At 64.8% G+C, this 19,717-nt stretch carries 20 protein-coding genes; 6 read left to right on the top strand and 14 right to left on the bottom strand.

Annotated features, from left to right (window positions below; all coding sequences use genetic code 11):
* Window positions 1-3: 3 nt before the first annotated feature.
* Both FJV83_RS17435 and xylA read right to left on the bottom strand, forming a co-directional pair.
* A complete protein-coding gene (locus tag FJV83_RS17435) occupies window positions 4-207 on the bottom strand; it encodes a hypothetical protein (RefSeq protein WP_095771507.1) in 204 nt (67 codons plus the stop codon).
* Window positions 208-627: 420 nt separating this feature from the next.
* Window positions 628-1,953 carry a xylose isomerase gene (xylA, locus tag FJV83_RS17430; protein ID WP_038651459.1) on the bottom strand — a complete coding sequence of 442 codons (1,326 nt, stop codon included), beginning with the start codon at window positions 1,951-1,953 and terminating at the stop codon, window positions 628-630.
* Window positions 1,954-2,066: 113 nt separating this feature from the next.
* On the opposite strand from xylA, the gene FJV83_RS17425 reads away from it, so the two are divergent.
* Window positions 2,067-2,429, top strand: coding sequence for a nuclear transport factor 2 family protein (locus FJV83_RS17425; protein ID WP_095792104.1), 363 nt, complete (start codon window positions 2,067-2,069; stop codon window positions 2,427-2,429).
* Window positions 2,430-2,461: 32 nt separating this feature from the next.
* Here the strand turns inward: FJV83_RS17425 and xylB are convergent, their stop codons facing one another.
* Both xylB and FJV83_RS17415 read right to left on the bottom strand, forming a co-directional pair.
* Window positions 2,462-3,916 (bottom strand): xylulokinase, encoded by a 1,455-nt coding sequence (xylB, locus tag FJV83_RS17420; protein WP_142886756.1) that lies wholly within the window; start codon window positions 3,914-3,916, stop codon window positions 2,462-2,464.
* 82 nt (window positions 3,917-3,998) lie between these two features.
* Window positions 3,999-5,321, bottom strand: a complete 1,323-nt coding sequence (locus FJV83_RS17415) for a tetratricopeptide repeat protein (protein WP_142886757.1) — start codon at window positions 5,319-5,321, stop codon at window positions 3,999-4,001.
* 228 nt (window positions 5,322-5,549) lie between these two features.
* Here FJV83_RS17415 and FJV83_RS17410 point away from each other — a divergent pair, with 228 nt between their 5' ends.
* Window positions 5,550-8,396: an autotransporter outer membrane beta-barrel domain-containing protein gene (locus FJV83_RS17410; protein ID WP_142887459.1), complete on the top strand. Its 2,847-nt coding sequence runs from the start codon at window positions 5,550-5,552 to the stop codon at window positions 8,394-8,396.
* Between the two features lie 36 nt (window positions 8,397-8,432).
* Here the strand turns inward: FJV83_RS17410 and FJV83_RS17405 are convergent, their stop codons facing one another.
* Both FJV83_RS17405 and FJV83_RS37550 read right to left on the bottom strand, forming a co-directional pair.
* Entirely contained in the window at window positions 8,433-9,056 is a 624-nt protein-coding gene (locus tag FJV83_RS17405; protein ID WP_142886758.1) for a LysE family translocator, read from the bottom strand.
* A gap of 156 nt (window positions 9,057-9,212) precedes the next feature.
* Entirely contained in the window at window positions 9,213-9,335 is a 123-nt protein-coding gene (locus tag FJV83_RS37550; RefSeq protein WP_095771501.1) for a hypothetical protein, read from the bottom strand.
* Between the two features lie 239 nt (window positions 9,336-9,574).
* Here FJV83_RS37550 and FJV83_RS17395 point away from each other — a divergent pair, with 239 nt between their 5' ends.
* The 4 genes from FJV83_RS17395 to FJV83_RS17380 all read left to right on the top strand — a co-directional run bounded on the left by FJV83_RS17395 (window position 9,575) and on the right by FJV83_RS17380 (window position 14,131).
* Window positions 9,575-10,342, top strand: a complete 768-nt coding sequence (locus tag FJV83_RS17395; RefSeq protein ID WP_142886759.1) for a L,D-transpeptidase — start codon at window positions 9,575-9,577, stop codon at window positions 10,340-10,342.
* Between the two features lie 165 nt (window positions 10,343-10,507).
* Window positions 10,508-11,674: a diphosphate--fructose-6-phosphate 1-phosphotransferase gene (locus tag FJV83_RS17390; RefSeq protein ID WP_142886760.1), complete on the top strand. Its 1,167-nt coding sequence runs from the start codon at window positions 10,508-10,510 to the stop codon at window positions 11,672-11,674.
* On the top strand, window positions 11,674-12,390 hold the full coding sequence (locus FJV83_RS17385; protein WP_095789388.1) for an MBL fold metallo-hydrolase: 717 nt from the start codon (window positions 11,674-11,676) through the stop codon (window positions 12,388-12,390). The genes FJV83_RS17390 and FJV83_RS17385 overlap by 1 nt, the downstream gene beginning before the upstream one ends.
* Before the next feature lie 196 nt (window positions 12,391-12,586).
* Window positions 12,587-14,131, top strand: coding sequence for a DegQ family serine endoprotease (locus FJV83_RS17380; RefSeq protein WP_095789387.1), 1,545 nt, complete (start codon window positions 12,587-12,589; stop codon window positions 14,129-14,131).
* 75 nt (window positions 14,132-14,206) lie between these two features.
* Here FJV83_RS17380 and coaA read toward each other — a convergent pair whose 3' ends face one another.
* From coaA to hisB, 8 genes are read right to left on the bottom strand one after another with little or no spacing between them, the layout of a single operon-like run.
* Window positions 14,207-15,166 (bottom strand): type I pantothenate kinase, encoded by a 960-nt coding sequence (coaA, locus tag FJV83_RS17375; protein WP_095771496.1) that lies wholly within the window; start codon window positions 15,164-15,166, stop codon window positions 14,207-14,209.
* A gap of 24 nt (window positions 15,167-15,190) precedes the next feature.
* The gene (locus FJV83_RS17370) at window positions 15,191-15,514 is read right to left on the bottom strand and encodes a phosphoribosyl-ATP diphosphatase (protein WP_095771495.1); all 324 of its coding nucleotides are present in this window, start codon (window positions 15,512-15,514) and stop codon (window positions 15,191-15,193) included.
* 35 nt (window positions 15,515-15,549) lie between these two features.
* A complete protein-coding gene (gene hisF, locus FJV83_RS17365) occupies window positions 15,550-16,344 on the bottom strand; it encodes an imidazole glycerol phosphate synthase subunit HisF (protein WP_185973448.1) in 795 nt (264 codons plus the stop codon).
* A complete protein-coding gene (locus FJV83_RS17360) occupies window positions 16,341-17,177 on the bottom strand; it encodes an arginase family protein (protein WP_142886762.1) in 837 nt (278 codons plus the stop codon). Before FJV83_RS17360 ends, hisF begins: the two co-directional genes overlap by 4 nt.
* The gene (gene hisA, locus FJV83_RS17355; protein WP_142886763.1) at window positions 17,174-17,923 is read right to left on the bottom strand and encodes a 1-(5-phosphoribosyl)-5-[(5-phosphoribosylamino)methylideneamino]imidazole-4-carboxamide isomerase; all 750 of its coding nucleotides are present in this window, start codon (window positions 17,921-17,923) and stop codon (window positions 17,174-17,176) included. Before hisA ends, FJV83_RS17360 begins: the two co-directional genes overlap by 4 nt.
* A 26-nt stretch (window positions 17,924-17,949) precedes the next feature.
* Window positions 17,950-18,600 (bottom strand): imidazole glycerol phosphate synthase subunit HisH, encoded by a 651-nt coding sequence (gene hisH / locus FJV83_RS17350; protein WP_142886764.1) that lies wholly within the window; start codon window positions 18,598-18,600, stop codon window positions 17,950-17,952.
* Window position 18,601: 1 nt separating this feature from the next.
* Complete coding sequence (locus tag FJV83_RS17345) at window positions 18,602-19,078, bottom strand: DUF2628 domain-containing protein (RefSeq protein ID WP_142886765.1); 477 nt, start codon at window positions 19,076-19,078, stop codon at window positions 18,602-18,604.
* A 3-nt stretch (window positions 19,079-19,081) separates the two neighbouring features.
* A complete protein-coding gene (gene hisB, locus FJV83_RS17340; RefSeq protein ID WP_142886766.1) occupies window positions 19,082-19,681 on the bottom strand; it encodes an imidazoleglycerol-phosphate dehydratase HisB in 600 nt (199 codons plus the stop codon).
* Window positions 19,682-19,717 lie beyond the last annotated feature (36 nt).

Below are 19,717 nucleotides of genomic sequence, written 5' to 3'. Positions count from 1 at the left end.
GAATCAGGCGGCGTTCTGGCGATCGCTGCCGGCGTCGATCTGCGAGCGCATCTGTCGCACCAGCCGGATTTCAAAGCGGTTGCTGACGGCGCGATCCCATTGGTTTTTCACGTCGTCGGTCGGCCGCGGCAGCGCCATCAGCCCGTCGATGATCGATCCGGTCTCACCGGATGAGAGCAGGGCGTCGATTTCGCGTTCGTGCTGCATATCGGTTCGCCTCCTTCCTTTTCACCCGCCACAGGTCCCTTTTATACGAGATACGTGACGGCAGTTTGAAGGCAAGAGCGAGGTCATTGAGGGGCGGCGCGGGCAAACCTTTTGGTATTGCGCTACATTGACTTCGGACATTCCGGCGCAGGCCCGCGGGCGGACAATGCCTCGAGAAGACGCGATGACACGCATTCCGGCACTGGCGGAATTCCCCGACGCGGCGCAGTGCTACAAGGCCGGCGCAACCCTCAGCGCCGTGTTCCGGCGACAGGCTCGTCCCCACGCGTCCACGCCCGGCGCCGATCGCCGGCGAGGTGGTCAACGCCTCGCCGAGCTCTATCATGCTCGTGTGGCTCCACCCCGCGCGGAATGCAATTTTCAGCTCTGCGGCGCCCGAATCGGGCACCGCAAGACACCTCACACGTAGCGGTTGACGATGTTTTCCAGCAATTCCTGACGGCCGGAGCGCGGCTGCGGTTCGATCTTCTTCTTGACCACGCGCTCGGCGATGTCCTCCAGCGTGCGCTTGCCCGACAGCATTGCCTTGCCCTCTGCCGTGTTCCAGCCGGCATAGCGCTCGGCCAGCGGCGCCGACAGCGCCTTGTCCTCGACCATGCGGGCCGCGGCCTTGAGGCCGCGCGCACAAGAATCCATGCCGCCGATATGGCCGATCAGCAGGTCCTGCGGGTCGAGCGACTGACGGCGCAGCTTGGCGTCGAAATTGGTGCCGCCGGTCTTGAAGCCACCAGCCTGCAGGACCTGGTAGTAGGCCAGCGCCATTTCCGGCACGTTGTTGGGGAACTGGTCGGTGTCCCAGCCCGACTGGTAGTCGTTGCGGTTCATGTCGATCGAACCGAAGACGCCGAGGGCATTGGCGAGCGCCAGTTCGTGCTCGAAGGAGTGGCCGGCGAGGATGGCGTGGCCCTGTTCGATGTTGAGCTTGACCTCCTTCTCCAGGCCGAAGCGCTTGAGGAAGCCGTAAACGGTTGCGACGTCATAGTCGTACTGATGCTTTGTCGGCTCCTGCGGCTTCGGCTCGATCAGGATGGTGCCCTTGAAGCCGATCTTGTGCTTGTAGTCGACGACGAGGCTGAGGAAGCGTCCGGCCTGTTCCTGCTCGCGGGCAAGGTCGGTGTTGAGCAGCGTCTCATAGCCCTCGCGCCCGCCCCACAGCACATAGTTCTCACCCTTCAGCCGCTTGGTGACGTCGATGCAGCTTTTCACCGTCGCCGCCGCATAGGCAAAGACATCCGGATCAGGATTGGTGGCGGCGCCCGACATGAAGCGGCGATGCGAAAAAAGGTTCGCCGTGCCCCAGAGCAGCTTGACCCCGGTCTGCTTCATCTTGCCGGCGAAATAGTCAGCGATCTCGTCGAGGCGGGCGGCACTTTCTGAAAAGTCCTTGCCCTCGGGCCGGACATCGGCGTCGTGGAAGCAGAAATAGGGCGCGCCGAGCAGCGAGAACATCTCGAAGGCGACATCGGCCTTGAGCTTCGCCAGTTCCATCGTGTCGATGCCGCCCGCCTTGGGGAACCAGGGGCGGTCGAAGGTCTGGCCGCCGAACGGGTCGCCACCCGGCCAGGCAAAGGAGTGCCAGTAGGCGACGGCGAAGCGCAGATGGTCTTCCAGCCGCTTGCCGGCCACCACCTCGTCAGGATTGTAGAAGCGGTAGGCCAGCGGATTGGTCGAATCCGGCCCCTCATATTTGATCTTCTGGATGTCGCCGAAAAATCCGCTGCTCATGATTTCCGTCCTCTCTCGAATAGTTCGCCCTGATTACCTCAGGCGTAATTGGTTTCGGTCCCAGGCTGGTCGAAAAGGCTGATGTCAAAGCCATCAAACAAAGGAGACAGACCATGACCGACCTCAACAAGATCGCCGAGGGCTACATCACCGCCTGGAACGAAAGCGATGCCGGCCGCCGCGCCGAATTGCTGAACGCCACCTTCACCGAAGACGTCAGCTATCGCGATCCGGTCATGCAGGGCGACGGCCATGACGGTGTCGCGGCGCTCATCGACGGCGTGCAGCAACGCTTTGCCGGCTTCCGCTTCTCGCTGAAGGGCACGCCGGACGGCTTCGCCGACAAGATCCGCTTCTCCTGGAACCTCGGGCCTGAAGGCGTTCCTTCGGTGATCGAAGGCACCGACATCGGAATCATCGAAAACGGCCGCCTGAAGAGCATCACCGGTTTTCTGGACAAAGTGCCGGCGCAGTGAGGCCGGAAGTCGCGGCGTGGGCGAGAAATCGTTCACGCCGTGGCACTCCTGATTGCCGGATAGAGCGCCCGGTAGCGATGATAGGCGTCCGCATAGGCGCCGCCGAGCTTGGCATCCGGTTCGATCGTGGCATCCGTCCTTGGGGCGGAGCAGACGGCCAGCGGAGCGGCACCCGTCGCCGCGATCAGACCGAGCCTGGCGGCACCGAAGGCGGCGCCGAAATCGCCGTCGGCGGGAATGTCCACCGGCACCTGCAGCGCGGTGGCGATCGATTTCAGCCAGTAGCGCGAGCGTGAGCCGCCGCCGATCGCCGTCACCCGCGTCAATGTGGTGCCGGCTGTCTTCAGGGCTTCGAGACTGTCACGGAAGGCGAAGGCGACGCCCTCGAGCACTGCCTGCGTCAGCACCGCGCGGCTCGATTCATGCGCCAGCCCGGTGAAGGAACCGCGGATGGCGGAATCATTATGCGGCGTGCGCTCGCCAGAGAGGTAGGGCAGGAAGGATACACCGGTCGGCGCCTTCAGCGCTTCGCCGAGTTCGGCGGTCAGTTCACCCGCGCTCTTTCCAGTGATCTCCGACAGCCAGTTGAGCGAATCGGTCGCCGACAGGATCACGCCCATCTGGTGCCAGGTGTCGGGCAGCGCATGGCAGAAGGTGTGGACGGCACTTGCCGGGTTGGGCAGATAGGACGCGTTGGCGGCAAACAGCACGCCCGACGTACCGAGAGAGACAAAGGCATGGCCAGCGCCGACCGTGCCCATGCCGCAGGCCGAGGCTGCATTGTCGCCGGCGCCGCCGGCAATCGGGATGCCGGCCACGACGCCCCATTTCGATGCCAATTCAGCGCGCAAACCACCGGCCTTCTCGGTGCCCTCGACCAGCGACGGCATCTGCTTGTCGTCGAGCGACGTTGCCGCCAGCAATTCGGGCGACCAGCGGCGCTTGCCGACATCAAGCCAGGACGTGCCGGCGGAGTCGGACATTTCGGAAATGTGCTCGCCGGTCAGCCAAAGCCGCAGGAAATCCTTCGGCAGCAGCACCTTCGCCACTTTGGCGAAGACGGCGGGTTCGTTGTTCTTCACCCAGGCGAGCTTGGGCGCGGTGAAGCCGGGGAAAACGATGTTGCCTGTGAGCTTGCGGAAGCGCGGATCGGCGTCGAGCGCCGCCGCCTCGACATGGCTGCGCGTGTCGTTCCACAGGATGCAGGGGCGCAACACTTTGTCAGCTGAATCGAGCAAGGTCGCGCCGTGCATCTGGCCGGACTGGCCAATGCCTTTCACCGCCGCGAATTGCCTGGGATGGGAAGCCTTGAGTTCGGCGATCGCATCTTCGCAGGCGCGTATCCAGTGGGACGGATCCTGTTCGGACCAGCCGGGACGCGGCCGCGAGACGTCAAGCGAGCCATGGCCGGAACCGACGACGGTCTGTCCGGCATCGATCAGCAGCGCCTTGACGCCCGACGTGCCCAGGTCGAGGCCGAGATACATGTCATCCTCCCATGCCAATTATTTTTTTCGGATCTCGAAAAAATCTGGCTGAGCCAGTTTTTAAGGCAAGATCGGCTTGCGGTCAATTCTCTGACAAATCGGCCGCGCGTCGCGCAAGCAGCACGGAGAGTGGGCTATCCGGCCGCGCCATCGAACGCTCGGCCGTGAGCGCCCCGGCGAGCGCGCGGTCACCGGCCCGCAAGGCCGCTTCGATCAGCGTCAGGTCGATGACGTCGCGCTGTGCGTGGCTGCCACCGAAGCGGTTGGCGATCGCCCGGATCGGCCGGATCAGGTGCACGGCCTCTGTGTAGTTGCCCTCGCCGAACGCCTTGATTGCCAGCGTCAGCGGATGACCGACATCGCGCGTGAAAGCGGCGTTGTCGCCATTGCCGCGCATGGCCTCGCGCTGGGCATCGAGCAAGGTCCGCGCCGGGGTGTCGAGCCCGGCGCCTACGAAGGCCATCATCGCATGCGCATCGTTGAAGGCATAATCGCCGGCGCCGGCCTTGGGCCAATTGGCGGCGAGCGCCGTCCAGCGGTCACCGACATCGATGCCGCCGAGATGCAGCCGCCACAGGATTGCCGACGCATCGACCATATTCAGCGCCATCGCCGATGGCGCGCCATAGATCGGTCCGTCATAGAGCGCCAGCACCTGGTCGATCTCGCCGAGATCGTAATGGAACAGCGCTAGGTGCCACCAATTGTGCACCTGCAGGAAGCTCTCCTTTGTCCAGGCTTCGGGATTGGCGCGCATCCAGGCGATCCCGTCCCTTTGCCGGCTTTGCATTTCCATGACATGCGCGACCGCATGCTGCGCCCAGCCGTCGCGCGGCTCGATCTCGACCGCCGCGCGACCGAGCTGTTCGGCCCTGGCATAGTCGCCCATTTCCTCCAGCCCGAAGGCCTGCATTCCGAGAATAGCGTGGTAGCCCGGCATGCCGCCCTGCCATGACGGCAAGGCACGGGCGATGCGGTCACGCAGCATGCGGGCATTGCCGGTGAAGAAGTCGATCTGGTGCCCGACCTGCAGCGCCAGCGCGTCGAGGGGGGTCTCGATGGCGATATCCTCGAGGATCCTGGCGGCGTCATGCCAGCGCCCGTTGGCGAGGTGGCCAAGGGCCAAGACATGCGCCTCTTCGCGCGTCGTCGCGGCAAGCGGCAGCGCCGCCTCGTGGCAAGCCCTGGCCACCGCCGTCGCGTCGCGCTCGGTGGCGAGGCCGAAGAGATAGCCCTTGAAAACATGCGCCATGACGAAACCGGGATCCTCCGATATGGCACGGTCGACGGAGGCGACGGGATCGCCGATGAAGCACAGCAATTCACGCACGGCCTGGCCGTAGGGCGTGAATCCCGCTTCGGTGGCGCCCGAAAATGTCAGGCCGAATGCGTCCCTGATTGCCATGCAACATCCTCTGATCGACCTGGGACAAGCCCCAGACCCTTCAGGCCAAGGCGATCTTAAATCATGGGCCACGGACGTGCCAATCCATGCACTGCACAAGGTTCATGCCAGCTGCCTTTGCAGTTCATCAACCATCGAATGCAGATTAGGCTTTGTAAAAGCGAACGAATTGTGGCTTCATTGCGGCGCGGCGAAGGGCTTGTAATCGCGATCTGAGAGGGGGACGCGATGCAGCATTTTGAAATACAGCGTCCGAACGGCCGTTCGGAAAACGTCGATCAGTCGAATTCTTTGTCGTGGCGAAAGCCGCAGCAAATCCATCCATGGTTTATTAGCTTATTTGCAACTACAGCACTTGTGTTGCTGCCGAATTCCGCGGCCCTGGCGGCCTGCATTCTGGTTCCGTCGGCCGGAAACACCACCTTCACCTGCGACAGCGGCGATTCCGGCGGCAGCCTTACCGATACCAGCGGCAACAACACGCTGACCTTTCCCGCAGGCGGCACCGGGCAGGTGAGCGGCAACGTCATCTTCGGCGCCGGTATGGATCGCATCGACATGCAGTCCGGCACCATCACCGGCACGGTCGACCAGGGCGACGGCACCGATTTCTTCACCATCGGCGGCGGCACCGTCGCCGGCAATGTCCAGCAGGGCGCCGGCATCGACGATTTCAACATGAGCGGCGGCCAGATCGGATCGCTCAACCAGGGCGACGGGCTGGACACATTCACCATGACAGGCGGGCGCATCGTCGATTTCTTCGACGATGGCGACAACGCCGTGATGACCGGCGGCCGCATCGGCCGGGTCAACATGAAGCTCGACAAGAACTATTTCAACATGTCCGGCGGCACCATCGACCGCAACCTCGTCACCGGCTTTGACCAGGACACCGTCATCCTGTCGGGCGGCACGATCGGCGGCAACATCAGCGTCAGCGGCGGCAATGACAGCGTGACGATATCAGGCGGTACGGTCGGCGGCGATGTACTGATGAGCTTTGGCTCCGACAGTTTCGTCTGGAATGGCGGCGGCATCATCTATGGCGCCGTCGATCTCGGCGCCGACAACGATACCGCCAAGCTCAGCAACCTCACCAACGCCAATCTCGGCGGCACGGATGCCTTGAATGGCGGCCTCGGTACCGATGCGCTGACCTTCGACAACGTCAAGCTGGAGGGGATCAGCCGGGTCCAGAACTGGGAAAGCATCAGCGCCACCAACGACACACAGCTGATGCTCGACGGCAATCTCAAGCTCGGCGACAGTGGCACCGGCACGGGCTCGCTCAGCGTCGATGCTTCGAGCACGCTCTATGGCGGCGGCTTCAACTCGACGATCCAGGCCTTCACGGCAGGCCAGTTGGCGGAAGTGACCAATGCCGGGCGCATCGACCTGACCAACGGCGCCACGGGCGCAACCGACCGGCTGACGATTTCGGGCAATTATGTCGGCGCCGGCGGCGTGCTGCTTGTCCAGACCGAACTCGGCGACGATTCTTCCGCGTCCGACAGGCTGGTGCTTTCGGGCGGCACGGCTTCCGGCTCGACCGGCATTTCCGTGGTCAACGCCGGCGGTGCGGGTGCCGCGACCACACAGGACGGCATCATGCTCGTCCAGGCGGTCAACGGCGCCACTTCGGGCGCCTCGACCTTCGCGCTTGACGGGCCGGTCGCCGCCGGCGCCTTCGAATACTATCTTTTCAAGGGCGGCGTCAGCGCCGGCAGCGAGGAGAACTGGTATCTGCGCTCGACGCTGATAACACCGACGACGCCGGCCGCGGCGCCACCGACGGTCGAGCCCCCTCCGCCGGTGGAACCGGTGCCGCCGGCGGCCGAGCCGCCACCGCCGCCGCCCTCCGAACTGCCGCCGACCCCGCCGCCGAGCGAGGGCGACATCAACAATCCGCCGGTCGACCCGACACCGCCCGTGCAGGCCAGCGACCCGCAACCCGAACCACCGCCGCCACCACCACCGGCGCCTCCGGCGGATCCGCCACCACCACCGCCGGTGGTGCCGACCGAAGCGCCGGCGCTTCCAGTGCCGACACTGCCTGGCCCGCCGCCTGTCCAGCCGGCGCCGCCGACACCCGGAGCGACGGCGGTGCAGGCAGCCGTGATCCCGCTCTACCGCATCGAGGTGCCGGTCTATTCGGCCTTGCCGCCGGTGACCGAACACCTGGCGATGACGACGCTCGGCACCTTCCACGAACGGCGGGGTGAGCAAAGCCTGCTGTCGAACCCCGAGCTATCGCCGGTCTGGGGCCGCATCTATGGCCAGGACGCCAAGATGGGCTGGTCGGGAACGGTGTCGCCCTCCTTCGACGGCACGCTGTACGGCCTCCAGGCGGGCTTCGACGTGTTCGGCCGCGACACCGCCTCGGGCGGAATCGATCGCGCCGGCCTGTTCGTCGCCTATGCCAGCATGAAGGGCGATTTGCGCGGCCAGGCGCTGGGATGGAACGATCTGTTCGTCGGCAGCCTCGACGTCACCGGCACCAGCATCGGCGGTTACTGGACCCGGATCGGCCAAAGCGGCTGGTACCTTGACGGCGTCCTCATGGCCACCTTCTTCGGCGGCGACGCGACATCGTCGCGCGACATCGGCATCGATGTCGGCGGAACAGGCGTCACCGCTTCCCTGGAAGGCGGCTACCCAATCGCGCTGGCGCAGGGCTGGACGCTTGAGCCGCAGGCGCAACTGGTCTGGCAGCATCTGTCGCTCGACGACACCAACGACCGCTTCTCGTCGGTTTCCTTCGATACCGACGACAGCGTCAGCGGCCGGCTGGGTGCGCGGCTGCAGGGCGAGACCACCATCAACGGCGTGGCGCTGCAGCCCTACCTCAAAGCCAACATCTGGCACGATTTCGGCGGCACCAGCCATGTCAATTTCGACACCACCGACATCTCGACCGAGGGCCGGTCGACCTCCTTCGAGTTCGGCGGCGGCGTGGTCGCTGAGGTGACCGACAAGGTCAGCCTCTTTGCCACCGGCGACTACACGACCAATCTGGGCGGCGACAAGCGCCGCATCCTCGAGGGCAATGTGGGTATCAGCGTCAAATGGTGAGGCCCTCGGGGCCTCACCTGCGTCCCCGTCGGGACATCAATTACCCGAACGCATCGCCACCGTGGCGATGCCGGAGCCGACCAGCAGCGTGCCGCCGGTGCGGTTGAAGATGCGGATCGCCTTGGGATTGCGCACGACGTTTCGGGCGCGGGCCGCAATCAGCGCATAGCCGAAGGCATTGGCGAAGGCGAGCGCCAGGAAAGTCGTCTCGAAGATCAGCATCTGCGCCCAGAAATCGGCGTGCCGGTCGAGGAACTGCGGCAGGAAGGCGACGAAGAAAGTGATGCTTTTCGGGTTGAGCGCGGTGACCAGCCAGGCATGCGCCATCATCTTGGCCGAAGACACCGCGTCGGTGCGCGGCTCGGCTTTCAGCGCGCCGCCGGCGCGGAACAGTTTCACGCCGAGATAGATCAGATAGCCGGCCCCGATCAGCTTCAGCATGGTGAAGACGGTTGCCGAAGCGGCGAGCAGCGCGCCGATGCCGAGCATCGACAAGGTCATGGCGGTGAAATCGCCGAGCGCCACGCCAACCGCCATCGGCAAAGCGGTGCGCCAGCCCTGGCCCAGCGCATAGGACACGACCAGCAGGATGGTCGGACCCGGAATGATGAGCAGGATGGTCGACGCGGCGGCGAAAGCGGCCCAGTTCTCGAAGGACATGTCTGTCTCCCTTGGGTTAAGGAGAAGGATAAATCCTCAGCCTAGGGGCAATGTAAAGAGGCCTGATTTTTGTTTTTACGAACATTCGGGCGGAAGACCGCCACGCACTTTCCCTGGAATTGCCGTGCTATCAATTGCGCCAAAGGCAGGTCGGCGTCAGTTCGCGCCGCCCAGCGTGCTCACGATATCGGCCAGGCTGACATCGGCACCGAGAACCAAGGCGGCCGCGACAATGGCAGCGGCAACAAGCGTGATGTCGGTTTTTAGCGTCTTGCACATGCAGGCCCCTCGCTGACCGCCTGATGCGTAGGAAAGGCCGGCGCCGGGATTATGACCCGACCTGGGTCTTTTTATGTAGCAACGTCCGGTTGCCAGTTCATTCGGGACGGCCCGATGCCGCCATGCCAGGCGCAAATGCAGGCAGAGCAAGGCATTCACGCTTTATCAACCATGAATGAGGAAAATGCCCGCTATCCGGCCGGACCGTGCTTCCCGCCGACAGCGTAGGGTTTGGGTATATGCGTGAGTTGCCGCAAGGTCCGACGCCGCCACGAAACGGCGACGCAATCGAAACCGATCGTCATCTTTCCCGCCGCGCCGTCCTGTCCGGGGCAGGCGCGCTGGCGCTGGTCGGTGCGGCCGGCTGCTCGACTTCCGGCGGTGGCATGCCGGCGCTCGAACTCGACAATACGGTCACCGGTTCCGTACCGCCGATGCGGCCGGCAATCAGCGTCGACAGGAACATCACCAGCCCCGACCTGATGTACGCCTCTTTGACGGACAATGGTTTCAACGTGCCTGAAGTGCCTTATCTCAAGGTCAAGCCGGAATTCCGCCGCCAGATTGTCGTCGACACGACCGGCGAGGCGCCCGGAACCATCGTCGTCCATCTCAAGGAGCGCATGCTCTATCTCGTCCAGCCGGGCGGCGACGCCATCCGCTACGGCGTCGGCATCGGCAAGGACGGCTTCCGCTGGTCCGGCCGCGCCAACATCCAGTATGGCCGGGAATGGCCGACGTGGACGCCGCCGCCGGAGATGATCCAGCGCAAGCCCGAACTGGTGAAGTGGCAGGGCGGCCAGCCCGGCGGCCTCACCAATCCGCTCGGCGCGCGCGCGCTCTACATCTACCAGGACGGCAGGGACACCGGCTACCGCATCCACGGCTCGCCCGAATGGTGGAGCATCGGCCAGGCAATGTCGTCGGGCTGCGTGCGCCTGATCAACCAGGACATCATCGACCTCTACAGCCGCGTTTCGAAGAAAAACCCGGTCGTCGTCATCTGATTGTTTGGGCGGCCTACGCTGCCGCTTCCATCTTCCTGTTCGAGCATGAACTTTTGCCGAAAACCCGTTTCCACTTTTCGGGATCATGCTCGCGACTCTCCCGTTGCGTGATGCGGCAAGACAGGCCAAGGTGCCTTGAAAACCATCGCTCGGGAGACGTCAGGAATGGCCGGAACTTTTGTCATCGCGCAAGGCGGCGGCCCGACCGCCGTCATCAACCAGACGGTGGTCGGCGCCACGCTGGAGATCCGCAAGCGGCATCCGGGCGCCAAGGTCCTGGGCTCCATCCATGGCGTGCGCGGCATTCGCAACGGCAATTATGTCGACCTTTCGGCCATCCCCGAGGATCGGCTGCGGCTGATCGCCGGAACGCCAAGCGCGGCACTCGGCTCGACGCGCGACAAACCGGATGCGGCCTATTGCGACGTCATCCTCAACGGCCTGAAGAAGGCCGGCGCCGACGCCTTCATCTATATCGGCGGCAACGACACGTCGGGCACACAGCAGATCCTGACCGACGCCGCCGGCGGCTCGATCGCTTTCGTCCATGCGCCGAAGACCATCGACAATGATCTGGAGGAGAACGACCATACGCCGGGATTCATCTCGGCGGCCGAGTTCGTTGCCGGCGCCTTCCTCTCGGTCGATCTCGATTTCCGCGCGTTGCCCGGCATCTATGTCGGCATCGTGATGGGCCGGCATGCCGGTTTTCTCACCGCAGCGGCGGCCGCCTGGCAGCTCGATCCCGACAGCGGCCCGCATCTGGTGTACGTGCCGGAGCGGCCATTCTCGGCCGCGGGCTTCATCGATGATGTGCGTGCCACGCTCGACCGCCACAAGCGCTGCATCGTCGCCGTGTCGGAAGGGGTGAGCACCGCCGACGGCAAGGCGCTGGTCGAAAGCCTGGTACCGCCGGACAAGCTGGAGCGCGACGCGCATGGCAACGTCAAATTGTCGGGCAGCGACCTGCCGGCAGCCCTCGAGCGCGCATTGGCCGAAGGCCTGCCGGGCAAGCGGGCCCGCGTCGACGCGCTCGGCTATATGCCGCGCGGCTACGTCGGCGCCATCAGCGCCGTCGACGCACAAGAGGCGTTCGATGCCGGCGCCTTCGCCGTGTCCGTCGCCGAACAGGGCGGCGGCTCCGTGGCGCTGCAATATGACGGCGCAAAGACCGTTCTGAAGAAGGTGCCGCTGAAGAACGTCGCCGGCAAGACCCGTCACATGCCTGACGATTTCATGAAGCCCGACGTCAACCAGTTGTCCGAGGCCGGCATGGCCTATCTCAAGCGGCTGGTGCCGGAAAAGTACAAGGTCGGGAAGCCTTTCGTTTAATGGAGTGGTTCAGCAAGAGCATTGTCGACGACAGGACGACGATGCTGACCGAGCCGTTCGTGCATGACTATGTGCGCGCCAACATCTGGCATCTGCGAGGCCGCGACGCCGACCTCCTGGTCGACACCGGCATGGGTATCTGCCCGCTGGCGCCGCAGATCGAGACGCCGCAGGGCAAGCCGCTGCTGGTCGTCGCCACCCACATCCATCTCGACCATGTCGGCTCGCTGCATGAATTTCCGTGGCGGGCCGGGCCGAGGATGAGCGCCGCGCAGTTCGAGAGCATGGATGAGGCGGCGACCTATGCCTACATGTTCCATGATCTCGAAGGCGCCGTGTCGAAATTGCCGGCGCCAGGCTGGAAGGCCGCCGACTACAAGATCCCCTCGGCACCGCTGACGCGGACGCTTGACGAGGGCGACGTGGTCGATCTCGGCGACCGGCAATTCCGCGTGCTGCACCTGCCCGGGCATTCGCCGGATTCGATCGCGCTTTTCGACGAGGCCGACGGACTGTTCTTCAGCGGCGATGCCATCTACGACGACACGCTGATCGACTCGCTGCCGGATTCCGATCGGGCCGCCTATGCCAGCACCATGCAGCGCCTGCTCGACCTGCCGATCCGCATCGGCCATGGCGGCCACGGACCGAGCTTCGACGGCAAGCGGATGCGCGAGATTGCGACCGACTATCTGCATCGGCATGACAATCCGTAAGCGCTCCCTGAATTAAATCTTCGTAAGGTCGGCCAAAAATCCTAATTCGGGCCGATCGGCACCCTAAATACCTCGGTGTCGCTCCGGCCGGCCGCCATGTACGGCGAGACAGGCAGTTCGGCCGTCGACACGCCGGTGGACGCTTCTCCCAAGGTGCCCGCGGCGCTGGATCAACTCTCGCCCGGACAGAACGACCATGTCACCTCTTGGTATTCTTCGCAGACATCGCGTCGCCGCCCTGCTGGGCGCTGCGCTGATTATCTCCCCTGTCGTCGTCTCGTTTGCCCAAAGCGGCGGCAACGCCGGCCTGAGCAACGCCGTTGCGACGACCCAGACCCCAATCGTGGGGATCAAGGCGCCGAACGGCTCGTTCGCGCCGGTCGTGGCCACCACCAAGCCGGCCGTAGTGACGGTCACAACGGTCATGAAGGCACAGGCTGAAACCATGGGCGAAACCTCGCCTTTCGACGGCGGTTCGCCTTTCGACGACTATTTCCGCCAGTTCTTCGGCAATCAGGGCGCCCCAATGCCCAAGACGCCGCCGCAGCAGGCACCGCGCCAGGAAGCCCTCGGTTCCGGCTTCATCGTCGGCACAGACGGCACCATCGTCACCAACAATCACGTCGTCGACGGCGCCTCTTCGATCAAGGTGACGCTCGACGACGGCACCGAACTTCCCGCCAAGCTTGTCGGCCGCGACGCCAAGAACGACCTTGCGGTGCTCAAGATCAAGGCCGACAAGCCGCTGCCGACCGTCAAATGGGGCGATTCCGACAAGCTGATGACCGGCGACCAGGTGCTGGCGATCGGCAACCCGTTCGGCATCGGCACCACGGTGACCGCCGGCATCGTTTCGGCACGCGGCCGTGACCTGCACAGCGGGCCGTTCGACGATTTCATCCAGATCGACGCGCCGATCAACCATGGCAATTCCGGTGGCCCGCTTGTGGATGTGAACGGCAACGTCGTCGGCATCAACACGGCGATCTATTCGCCCAATGGCGGCAGCGTCGGCGTCGGCTTCGCCATTCCGTCCGACCAGGCCCAGAAGGTGGTCGCCAAGCTGATGAAGGGCGGCAACATCGAATACGGCTATCTCGGCGTCGAGATCCAGCCGGTGACCCCGGACGTGGCTGCCGCCGTAGGGCTCGATCATGCAGGCGGCGCACTGGTCTCGCAGGTCAATGACGGCTCGCCGGCGGCCAAGGCCGGCATCGAAACCGGCGACGTCATCACCGGCTTCGCCGGCCAGGACGTGAAAGACCCCAAGGACCTGTCGCGGGCCGTCGCGGACGTCTCGCCGGGCGCCAAGGAAACGCTTGATGTCTGGCGCAAGGGCAAGGCCATGCAGATTTCCGTCAACGTCGGGCAAAACAGCGACGATGTGAAGACGGCATCGGCCGGTGACTCCGGCGCGCCGAACGCCGAGCAGGGCGCGCGCGCACCCGCGATCGGCCTCGGCCTGCTGGACATCACGCCCGACATTCGCCAGCAGCTGAACCTCGCCGACGACGAGCGCGGCGCGGTGGTCGCCAGCGTCAATCCCGACAAGGCGGCGGCCGCCGCCGGCGTCCAACCCGGCGATATCATCGTCGCCGTCAACCAGGCTCCGGTGAAGAGTGCCAGGCAGGTCACGCAGGCGATCGCGCAGGCGAGCAAATCGGGCCGCAAGTCGGTGCTGCTTTTGGTCGAACGCGACGGCAGCCAGATCTATGTCGCGGTGCCGTTCGCCAATGGCTGAGCCGCGATGCGGATGAAATGAATGCCGTGTGGCGGGGTTGTCGGTGACAGGCCCGCCACATTTCCTGGAACTGCTTTAAAGTTTGCGCAGCGCCACTTCCTCGACCAGATGGTCGGCGCCCTTGCGCAGGATGAGGTCGGCGCGGGCGCGGGTCGGCAGGATGTTCTCGCGCAAATTCTTCAGATTGATGTTGGACCACAGGCCTTCGGCGATGGCGCGTGCCGCTTCCTCCGAAAGCTGCGAGTAGCGGTGGAAGAAGGAGTCCGGATTGCGGAAGGCGGTCTCGCGCAGCCGCATGAAGCGCGAGATGTACCATTCGTGGATCAGCTTCTCGTCGGCATCGATATAGATGGCGAAGTCGAAAAAGTCGGACAGGAAGGGCACGATCTTGCCGTCCTGCGGCAACTTGCCCGGCTGCAGGACATTGATGCCTTCGAAGATCAGAATGTCGGGCCGGTCGATGGTGACGAACTCGCCGGGAATGACGTCATAGGTGAGGTGGGAATAGACCGGCGCGCGGACATCCGGCAGCGCCGACTTGATGCCCGAGAGGAAACGCAGCAGCGCGCCGACGTCGTAACTGTCGGGAAAGCCCTTGCGTTCCATCAGGTTCTCGCGGCGCAGCACCTCATTGGGCAGCAGGAAACCGTCGGTGGTGATAAGATCGACCTTGGGGCTCGACGGCCAGCGCGCCAGAAGCTCCTTCAGCACGCGTGCGGTGGTCGATTTGCCGACGGCGACGGAGCCCGCGATGCCGATGATGAACGGCGTCTTGACGATGTCGACGGCGTTGAAGAAGGCCTGGCGCTGCCGGAACAAGAGCTGGCTCGCCTCGACATGGGCGGACAGAAGCCGCGACAACGACAGATAGATGCGCTTGACCTCCTCAAGGTCGACCGGATCGTTGAGCGAACGCAGGCGGCGGAACTCGTCCTCGCTCAGCGTCAGTGGCGTGTCGGCGCGGAATTGCGACCATTGCTCGGCCGAGAAGAAGCGAAAGGGGGAATATTTCTCGGTTGGCGCGAGCTGATCCATCGAGATTCCTGCCCTCCCTCGCGGTCAGCCCTTGGGCCGTGACGCCTTCTCGGCGATGCCCGAACGCCCGGTGCGGCTTTCAAGCTCCTTGAGCACGTCGCTCAGCGGAACACCCGAGAGGCCGAGGACGACGAGCCAATGATATATAAGATCGGCACTTTCGGAAACGAGCCCCTGTCTGTCGCCCTTGACGGCGGCAATCACCGTCTCGACCGCCTCCTCGCCGAGTTTCTGGGCGGCCTTGTCGATACCGCGCGCGAACAGTTTCGCTGTCCAGGAATCCGGGTCGCCGGAATGGGCGCGGTCCCTGATGGTTGTCTCCAGATCGGAGAACGAAAATTCAGCCATGGCGCCTGGGGCCCTTTTCTTAGCCGGAACAGCCTCTAGGGCCGATCGCCCGAGGAGTCCAGCCGCATCGGCAGCCCCGCGGCGGCCATATGCGCCTTGGCCTGGGCGATCGTGTAGGTGCCGAAATGGAAGATCGAGGCCGCCAGCACCGCGCCGGCATGGCCGTCGCGAATGCCTTCGACCAGGTGATCCAGCGTGCCAACGCCGCCCGAAGCGATGACCGGCGCGCGCACCGCATCAGCGATCGCACGTGTCAGCGCGATGTCGTAGCCGGCCTGGGTGCCGTCGCGGTCCATCGAGGTCAACAGGATCTCGCCGGCGCCTCGATCGACCATTTGACGCGCGAATTCGACCGCGTCGATGCCGGTCTTCTCGCGCCCGCCATGGGTGAAGATCTCCCAGCGGTCGGCCTCGCCGATACCGGACACTTTCTTGGCGTCGATGGCGACAACGATGCACTGGTTGCCGAACTTGTCGGCGGCTTCGGCGACGAAATCCGGGTTCTTCACCGCCGCCGTATTGATCGACACCTTGTCGGCGCCGGCCAGAAGCAGCTTCCTGATGTCGGCGACCTGGCGCACGCCGCCGCCGACGGTCAGCGGCATGAAGCACTGCTCGGCGGTGCAGGCGATGACATCGAAGATGGTTTCACGGTTGTCGGACGAGGCGGTGATGTCGAGAAAGCAGAGCTCGTCGGCACCGGCGGCGTCATAGGCCTTGGCCGCCTCGACCGGATCGCCGGCATCGATGAGGTCGACGAAGTTGACGCCCTTGACGACGCGGCCGTCCTTGACGTCGAGACATGGGATGACACGGGCTTTCAGCATCAGCGGCCCTCTATAGTGGCGATGAGATCGTTGAGCAGCTCGCCGACCAGCGGCGGGACGTCGCCCTGCGCGTCGAAGGCCGGATCGTAGGCGGAAATAGTGATGCCGACGACCGGAATGGCAAGGGCCATGGCGCAGGCCGCGTCGCGCAATTGTTCCGGGCTTGGCCCGCCTGACGTTGCGTAGCGGTTGGCCTGCAACTCCTTGGGGTCGTGCACGTCGAGGTCGAGATGCATGTGCACGCTTTTGGCGCCTGCAGCCCTCAGTTTCGCGGTTGCCGGCCCCACGCCTGGACATTCGGTGCGGATCACCGGCAAGGTCTTGAGGAGCCCTTCCTCGGCCGGATCGAGATCGCGGGCATTGAGGAGCACGCAGCGCGAGGGATCGATCGGCTTGAAGCCTGGAATGGCCGCTGCCATCGGGCGCCAGCACAGGCCAAGCACGGTCGCCAGCGCCATGCCGTCGAGAAAGCCGTAGACGGAGGTCTCGGGCGTGTTGAGGTCGCCATGCTGGTCGGCCCAGATGATCGCATCGGCGCCCGCGCCGGCGACCGCACCGGCCGATGTCAGGCAGTTTCCAGCGAGCACGATGGGGAACCGTCCCCTGTCGATGGCAATGCGGACCTCGCCAGAGACGGCGTTGCAGACGGCGAAACCGGTGGCGATCTCGCGTTCCTGGTCGTCACCGACCCTGCCGATATCCGCGACCGCGACCTCGTGGCCGGCAATGGTCAGGGCGTCGACCAGGCCGCCTGCGATCAGCGCGTCCGGGCCCTGGCCCATGCCGCCGTGATAGTGGCCGCTGTCATAGGAGGCCAGGATGAGGGTGATTTTCACGATTTCGCCTCCGCCGCGGGCCGGCCCTGCAGGATCGCCAGCGCCTCGGCCGGATCGATGCGGCCGTCATAGAGCGCGCGGCCGGAAATTGCGCCTTCGAGCTTCCGTGCATCGGGCATCGTCATGCGCACGATGTCGGCGATCGAGGCGAGGCCGCCCGAAGCGATGACCGGGATCGACACGGCCTCGGCGAGGTCGATGGTAGCGTCCCAGTTGATGCCGGTCAGCACGCCGTCGCGATCGATGTCGGTGTAGATGATGGCGGCCACACCGGCGCCCTCGAATTTCCTCGCCAGTTCGACGACGCCGAGGCTCGACGCCTCGGCCCAGCCCTCGACGGCCACCTTGCCGCCCTTCGCGTCGATGCCGACGGCGACCTTGCCCGGGAAAGCCTTGCAGGCCTGCCTGACCAGATCGGGATCGCGCACCGCCACCGTGCCGAGGATGACGCGGGCTAGCCCCCGGTCGAGCCAGTCCTCGATCTGCGCCAGCGTGCGGATGCCGCCGCCGAGCTGCACCGGGTTCTTCGTCGCCTTGAGGATGGCGCCGACCGCCGCGCTGTTGACGCTCTGGCCCTGGAAGGCGCCGTTGAGGTCGACGACGTGCAGCCATTCGAAACCCTGGTCCTCGAAGGCTTTTGCCTGCGCGGCGGGATCATCGTTGTAGATGGTCGCGGTCGCCATATCGCCCTGCTTCAGGCGCACGCATTGGCCGTCCTTGAGGTCGATGGCAGGAAACAGGATCACGATTGAGGCGCCTTCTCGCTCATGCTCTAGGGCCTCCAGCGCAGGAAATTGGTGATCAGCGCCAGGCCGAGCGCCTGGCTCTTTTCGGGATGGAACTGCGTGCCAACGAGATTGTCGCGGGCGACGGTCGCCGTCACCGGACCACCATAGTCGGCGACGGCCACAACCTCGTCCGGCTTTTTCGCGTCGAGATGGTAGGAATGGACGAAATAGGCGTGCAGCCCGTCTGGTCCGGTCGGGATGCCGGTAAACAGCGGGTGCTGACGCCTGAGCTCGATCGTGTTCCAGCCGATCTGCGGGATTTTCAGCGCGGGATCAGTGGGTGTGATCTCCTTGACGTCGCCTGATATCCAGCCGAAGCCATGGGTGACGGTCTTTTCCAGGCCGCGCTCAGACATCAGCTGCATGCCGACGCAGATGCCGAGGAAGGGCCGGCCCTTGGCGATCGCGACGTCCTCGACCGCCTCCCACATGCCGTCGACGGCACGCAGGCCGGCCGCGCAGTCGGCATAGGCGCCGACGCCGGGCAGGACGATGCGGTCGGCGCTGCGCACCCGGTCGGCATCGGCCGTCAGGTCGATCTCGGCCGATATGCCGGCTTCGCGCGCGGCACGCTCGAAGGCCTTGGTGGCCGAGCGCAGATTGCCCGAGCCGTAGTCGATGATTGCTACCCGCATGTCACTGCCGTCCCGGTATGTGGGTCAGGCCCAGCGCCATGCCCGGCTGCGCCGGGCGCGCCAGGGCGGCATCGGGGACGATGCGCGGCGGCGGCGTGATTTCCTCAGCGTGCCCCTCGACCTCCAGCGCATAGCGGATGTCGGCATCGTCGAGCCGGCCGGCCTGAACCACGCCCCATTCATGCCAGCCGCGCCGGCGAAGGGCCGCGATGCGCAACCCCTGCCCTTCCAGGCCGACATAGAACGAAACCAGGAGCGACAGCAGCGAACTTGCCAATCCAAGGCCAAGGTTTTCCCCTGCCATCGAAAGCAGGCCCATGACGACGAAGGCAAGTCCGGCCTCGATCCACAGCCGGTGCCAGGCGAGCCATAGCGGCGGTACCAGCAGGCCGAGCCAGGTGAAGCCGTCGCGGATCAAGGCCGTTGCATCGACCTTCTCGCTGCGGCCGGGCGGTTGCATCACAACATAGGTGGCCATGGCCTATCCCTTCAACGATCCCTTGGTGGAGGGAACCGCGTCCGGCTGGCGCGGGTCGGGCTCGAGTGCGGCACGCAGCGCACGCGCCACCGCCTTGAAGCAGGTCTCGGCGATGTGGTGGTTGTTGGCGCCGTAATGGTTGGTGACATGCAGCGTGATGCCGGCATTCTGGGCCAGCGCCTGGAAGAATTCCCGCACCAGCTCGGTGTCGAAGGTGCCGATCTTGGGCGACGAGAAAGATACGTTCCAGACCAGGAACGGCCGGCCGGACACGTCGATCGCCGCGCGCGTCAGCGTCTCGTCCATGGCAAGGTCGATCGAGGCATAGCGCATGATGCCGCGCCGCTCGCCCAGTGCCTTGGTCAAGGCCTGGCCGAGCGCGATGCCGGTGTCCTCGACCGTGTGGTGGTCGTCTATGTGCAGGTCGCCCTTGGCCGTCACCCTCATGTCGATCAGCGAATGGCGCGAAAGCTGGTCGAGCATATGGTCGAAGAAGCCGACGCCCGTGGCGATATCGGATTTGCCCGAACCGTCGACATGGACCGACACCGAGATGTCGGTTTCCTTGGTCTTGCGGCTGGCTTCGGCGGAACGGGGCGCCATGACCTTGTCCTTGTCTCAGGGTTTCAAAGCTCCGCG

Origin of the sequence: Mesorhizobium sp. WSM4307 (genome assembly GCF_007003945.1) — a bacterium.
In the GTDB taxonomy this organism is placed as follows: domain Bacteria; phylum Pseudomonadota; class Alphaproteobacteria; order Rhizobiales; family Rhizobiaceae; genus Mesorhizobium.
This window is presented reverse-complemented; position numbering and strand designations above follow the sequence as displayed.

Excerpts from the sequence above, each read along its gene's own strand:
- FJV83_RS17435 (WP_095771507.1), bottom strand. The coding sequence starts at position 207 with ATGCAGCACGAACGCGAAATCGACGCCCTGCTCTCATCCGGTGAGACC.
- xylA (WP_038651459.1), bottom strand. The coding sequence starts at position 1,953 with ATGAGCAGCGGATTTTTCGGCGACATCCAGAAGATCAAATATGAGGGG.
- FJV83_RS17425 (WP_095792104.1), top strand. The coding sequence starts at position 2,067 with ATGACCGACCTCAACAAGATCGCCGAGGGCTACATCACCGCCTGGAAC.
- xylB (WP_142886756.1), bottom strand. The coding sequence starts at position 3,916 with ATGTATCTCGGCCTCGACCTGGGCACGTCGGGCGTCAAGGCGCTGCTG.
- FJV83_RS17415 (WP_142886757.1), bottom strand. The coding sequence starts at position 5,321 with ATGGCAATCAGGGACGCATTCGGCCTGACATTTTCGGGCGCCACCGAA.
- FJV83_RS17410 (WP_142887459.1), top strand. The coding sequence starts at position 5,550 with ATGCAGCATTTTGAAATACAGCGTCCGAACGGCCGTTCGGAAAACGTC.
- FJV83_RS17405 (WP_142886758.1), bottom strand. The coding sequence starts at position 9,056 with ATGTCCTTCGAGAACTGGGCCGCTTTCGCCGCCGCGTCGACCATCCTG.
- FJV83_RS37550 (WP_095771501.1), bottom strand. The coding sequence starts at position 9,335 with ATGTGCAAGACGCTAAAAACCGACATCACGCTTGTTGCCGCTGCCATT.
- FJV83_RS17395 (WP_142886759.1), top strand. The coding sequence starts at position 9,575 with ATGCGTGAGTTGCCGCAAGGTCCGACGCCGCCACGAAACGGCGACGCA.
- FJV83_RS17390 (WP_142886760.1), top strand. The coding sequence starts at position 10,508 with ATGGCCGGAACTTTTGTCATCGCGCAAGGCGGCGGCCCGACCGCCGTC.
- FJV83_RS17385 (WP_095789388.1), top strand. The coding sequence starts at position 11,674 with ATGGAGTGGTTCAGCAAGAGCATTGTCGACGACAGGACGACGATGCTG.
- FJV83_RS17380 (WP_095789387.1), top strand. The coding sequence starts at position 12,587 with ATGTCACCTCTTGGTATTCTTCGCAGACATCGCGTCGCCGCCCTGCTG.
- coaA (WP_095771496.1), bottom strand. The coding sequence starts at position 15,166 with ATGGATCAGCTCGCGCCAACCGAGAAATATTCCCCCTTTCGCTTCTTC.
- FJV83_RS17370 (WP_095771495.1), bottom strand. The coding sequence starts at position 15,514 with ATGGCTGAATTTTCGTTCTCCGATCTGGAGACAACCATCAGGGACCGC.
- hisH (WP_142886764.1), bottom strand. The coding sequence starts at position 18,600 with ATGCGGGTAGCAATCATCGACTACGGCTCGGGCAATCTGCGCTCGGCC.
- FJV83_RS17345 (WP_142886765.1), bottom strand. The coding sequence starts at position 19,078 with ATGGCCACCTATGTTGTGATGCAACCGCCCGGCCGCAGCGAGAAGGTC.
- hisB (WP_142886766.1), bottom strand. The coding sequence starts at position 19,681 with ATGGCGCCCCGTTCCGCCGAAGCCAGCCGCAAGACCAAGGAAACCGAC.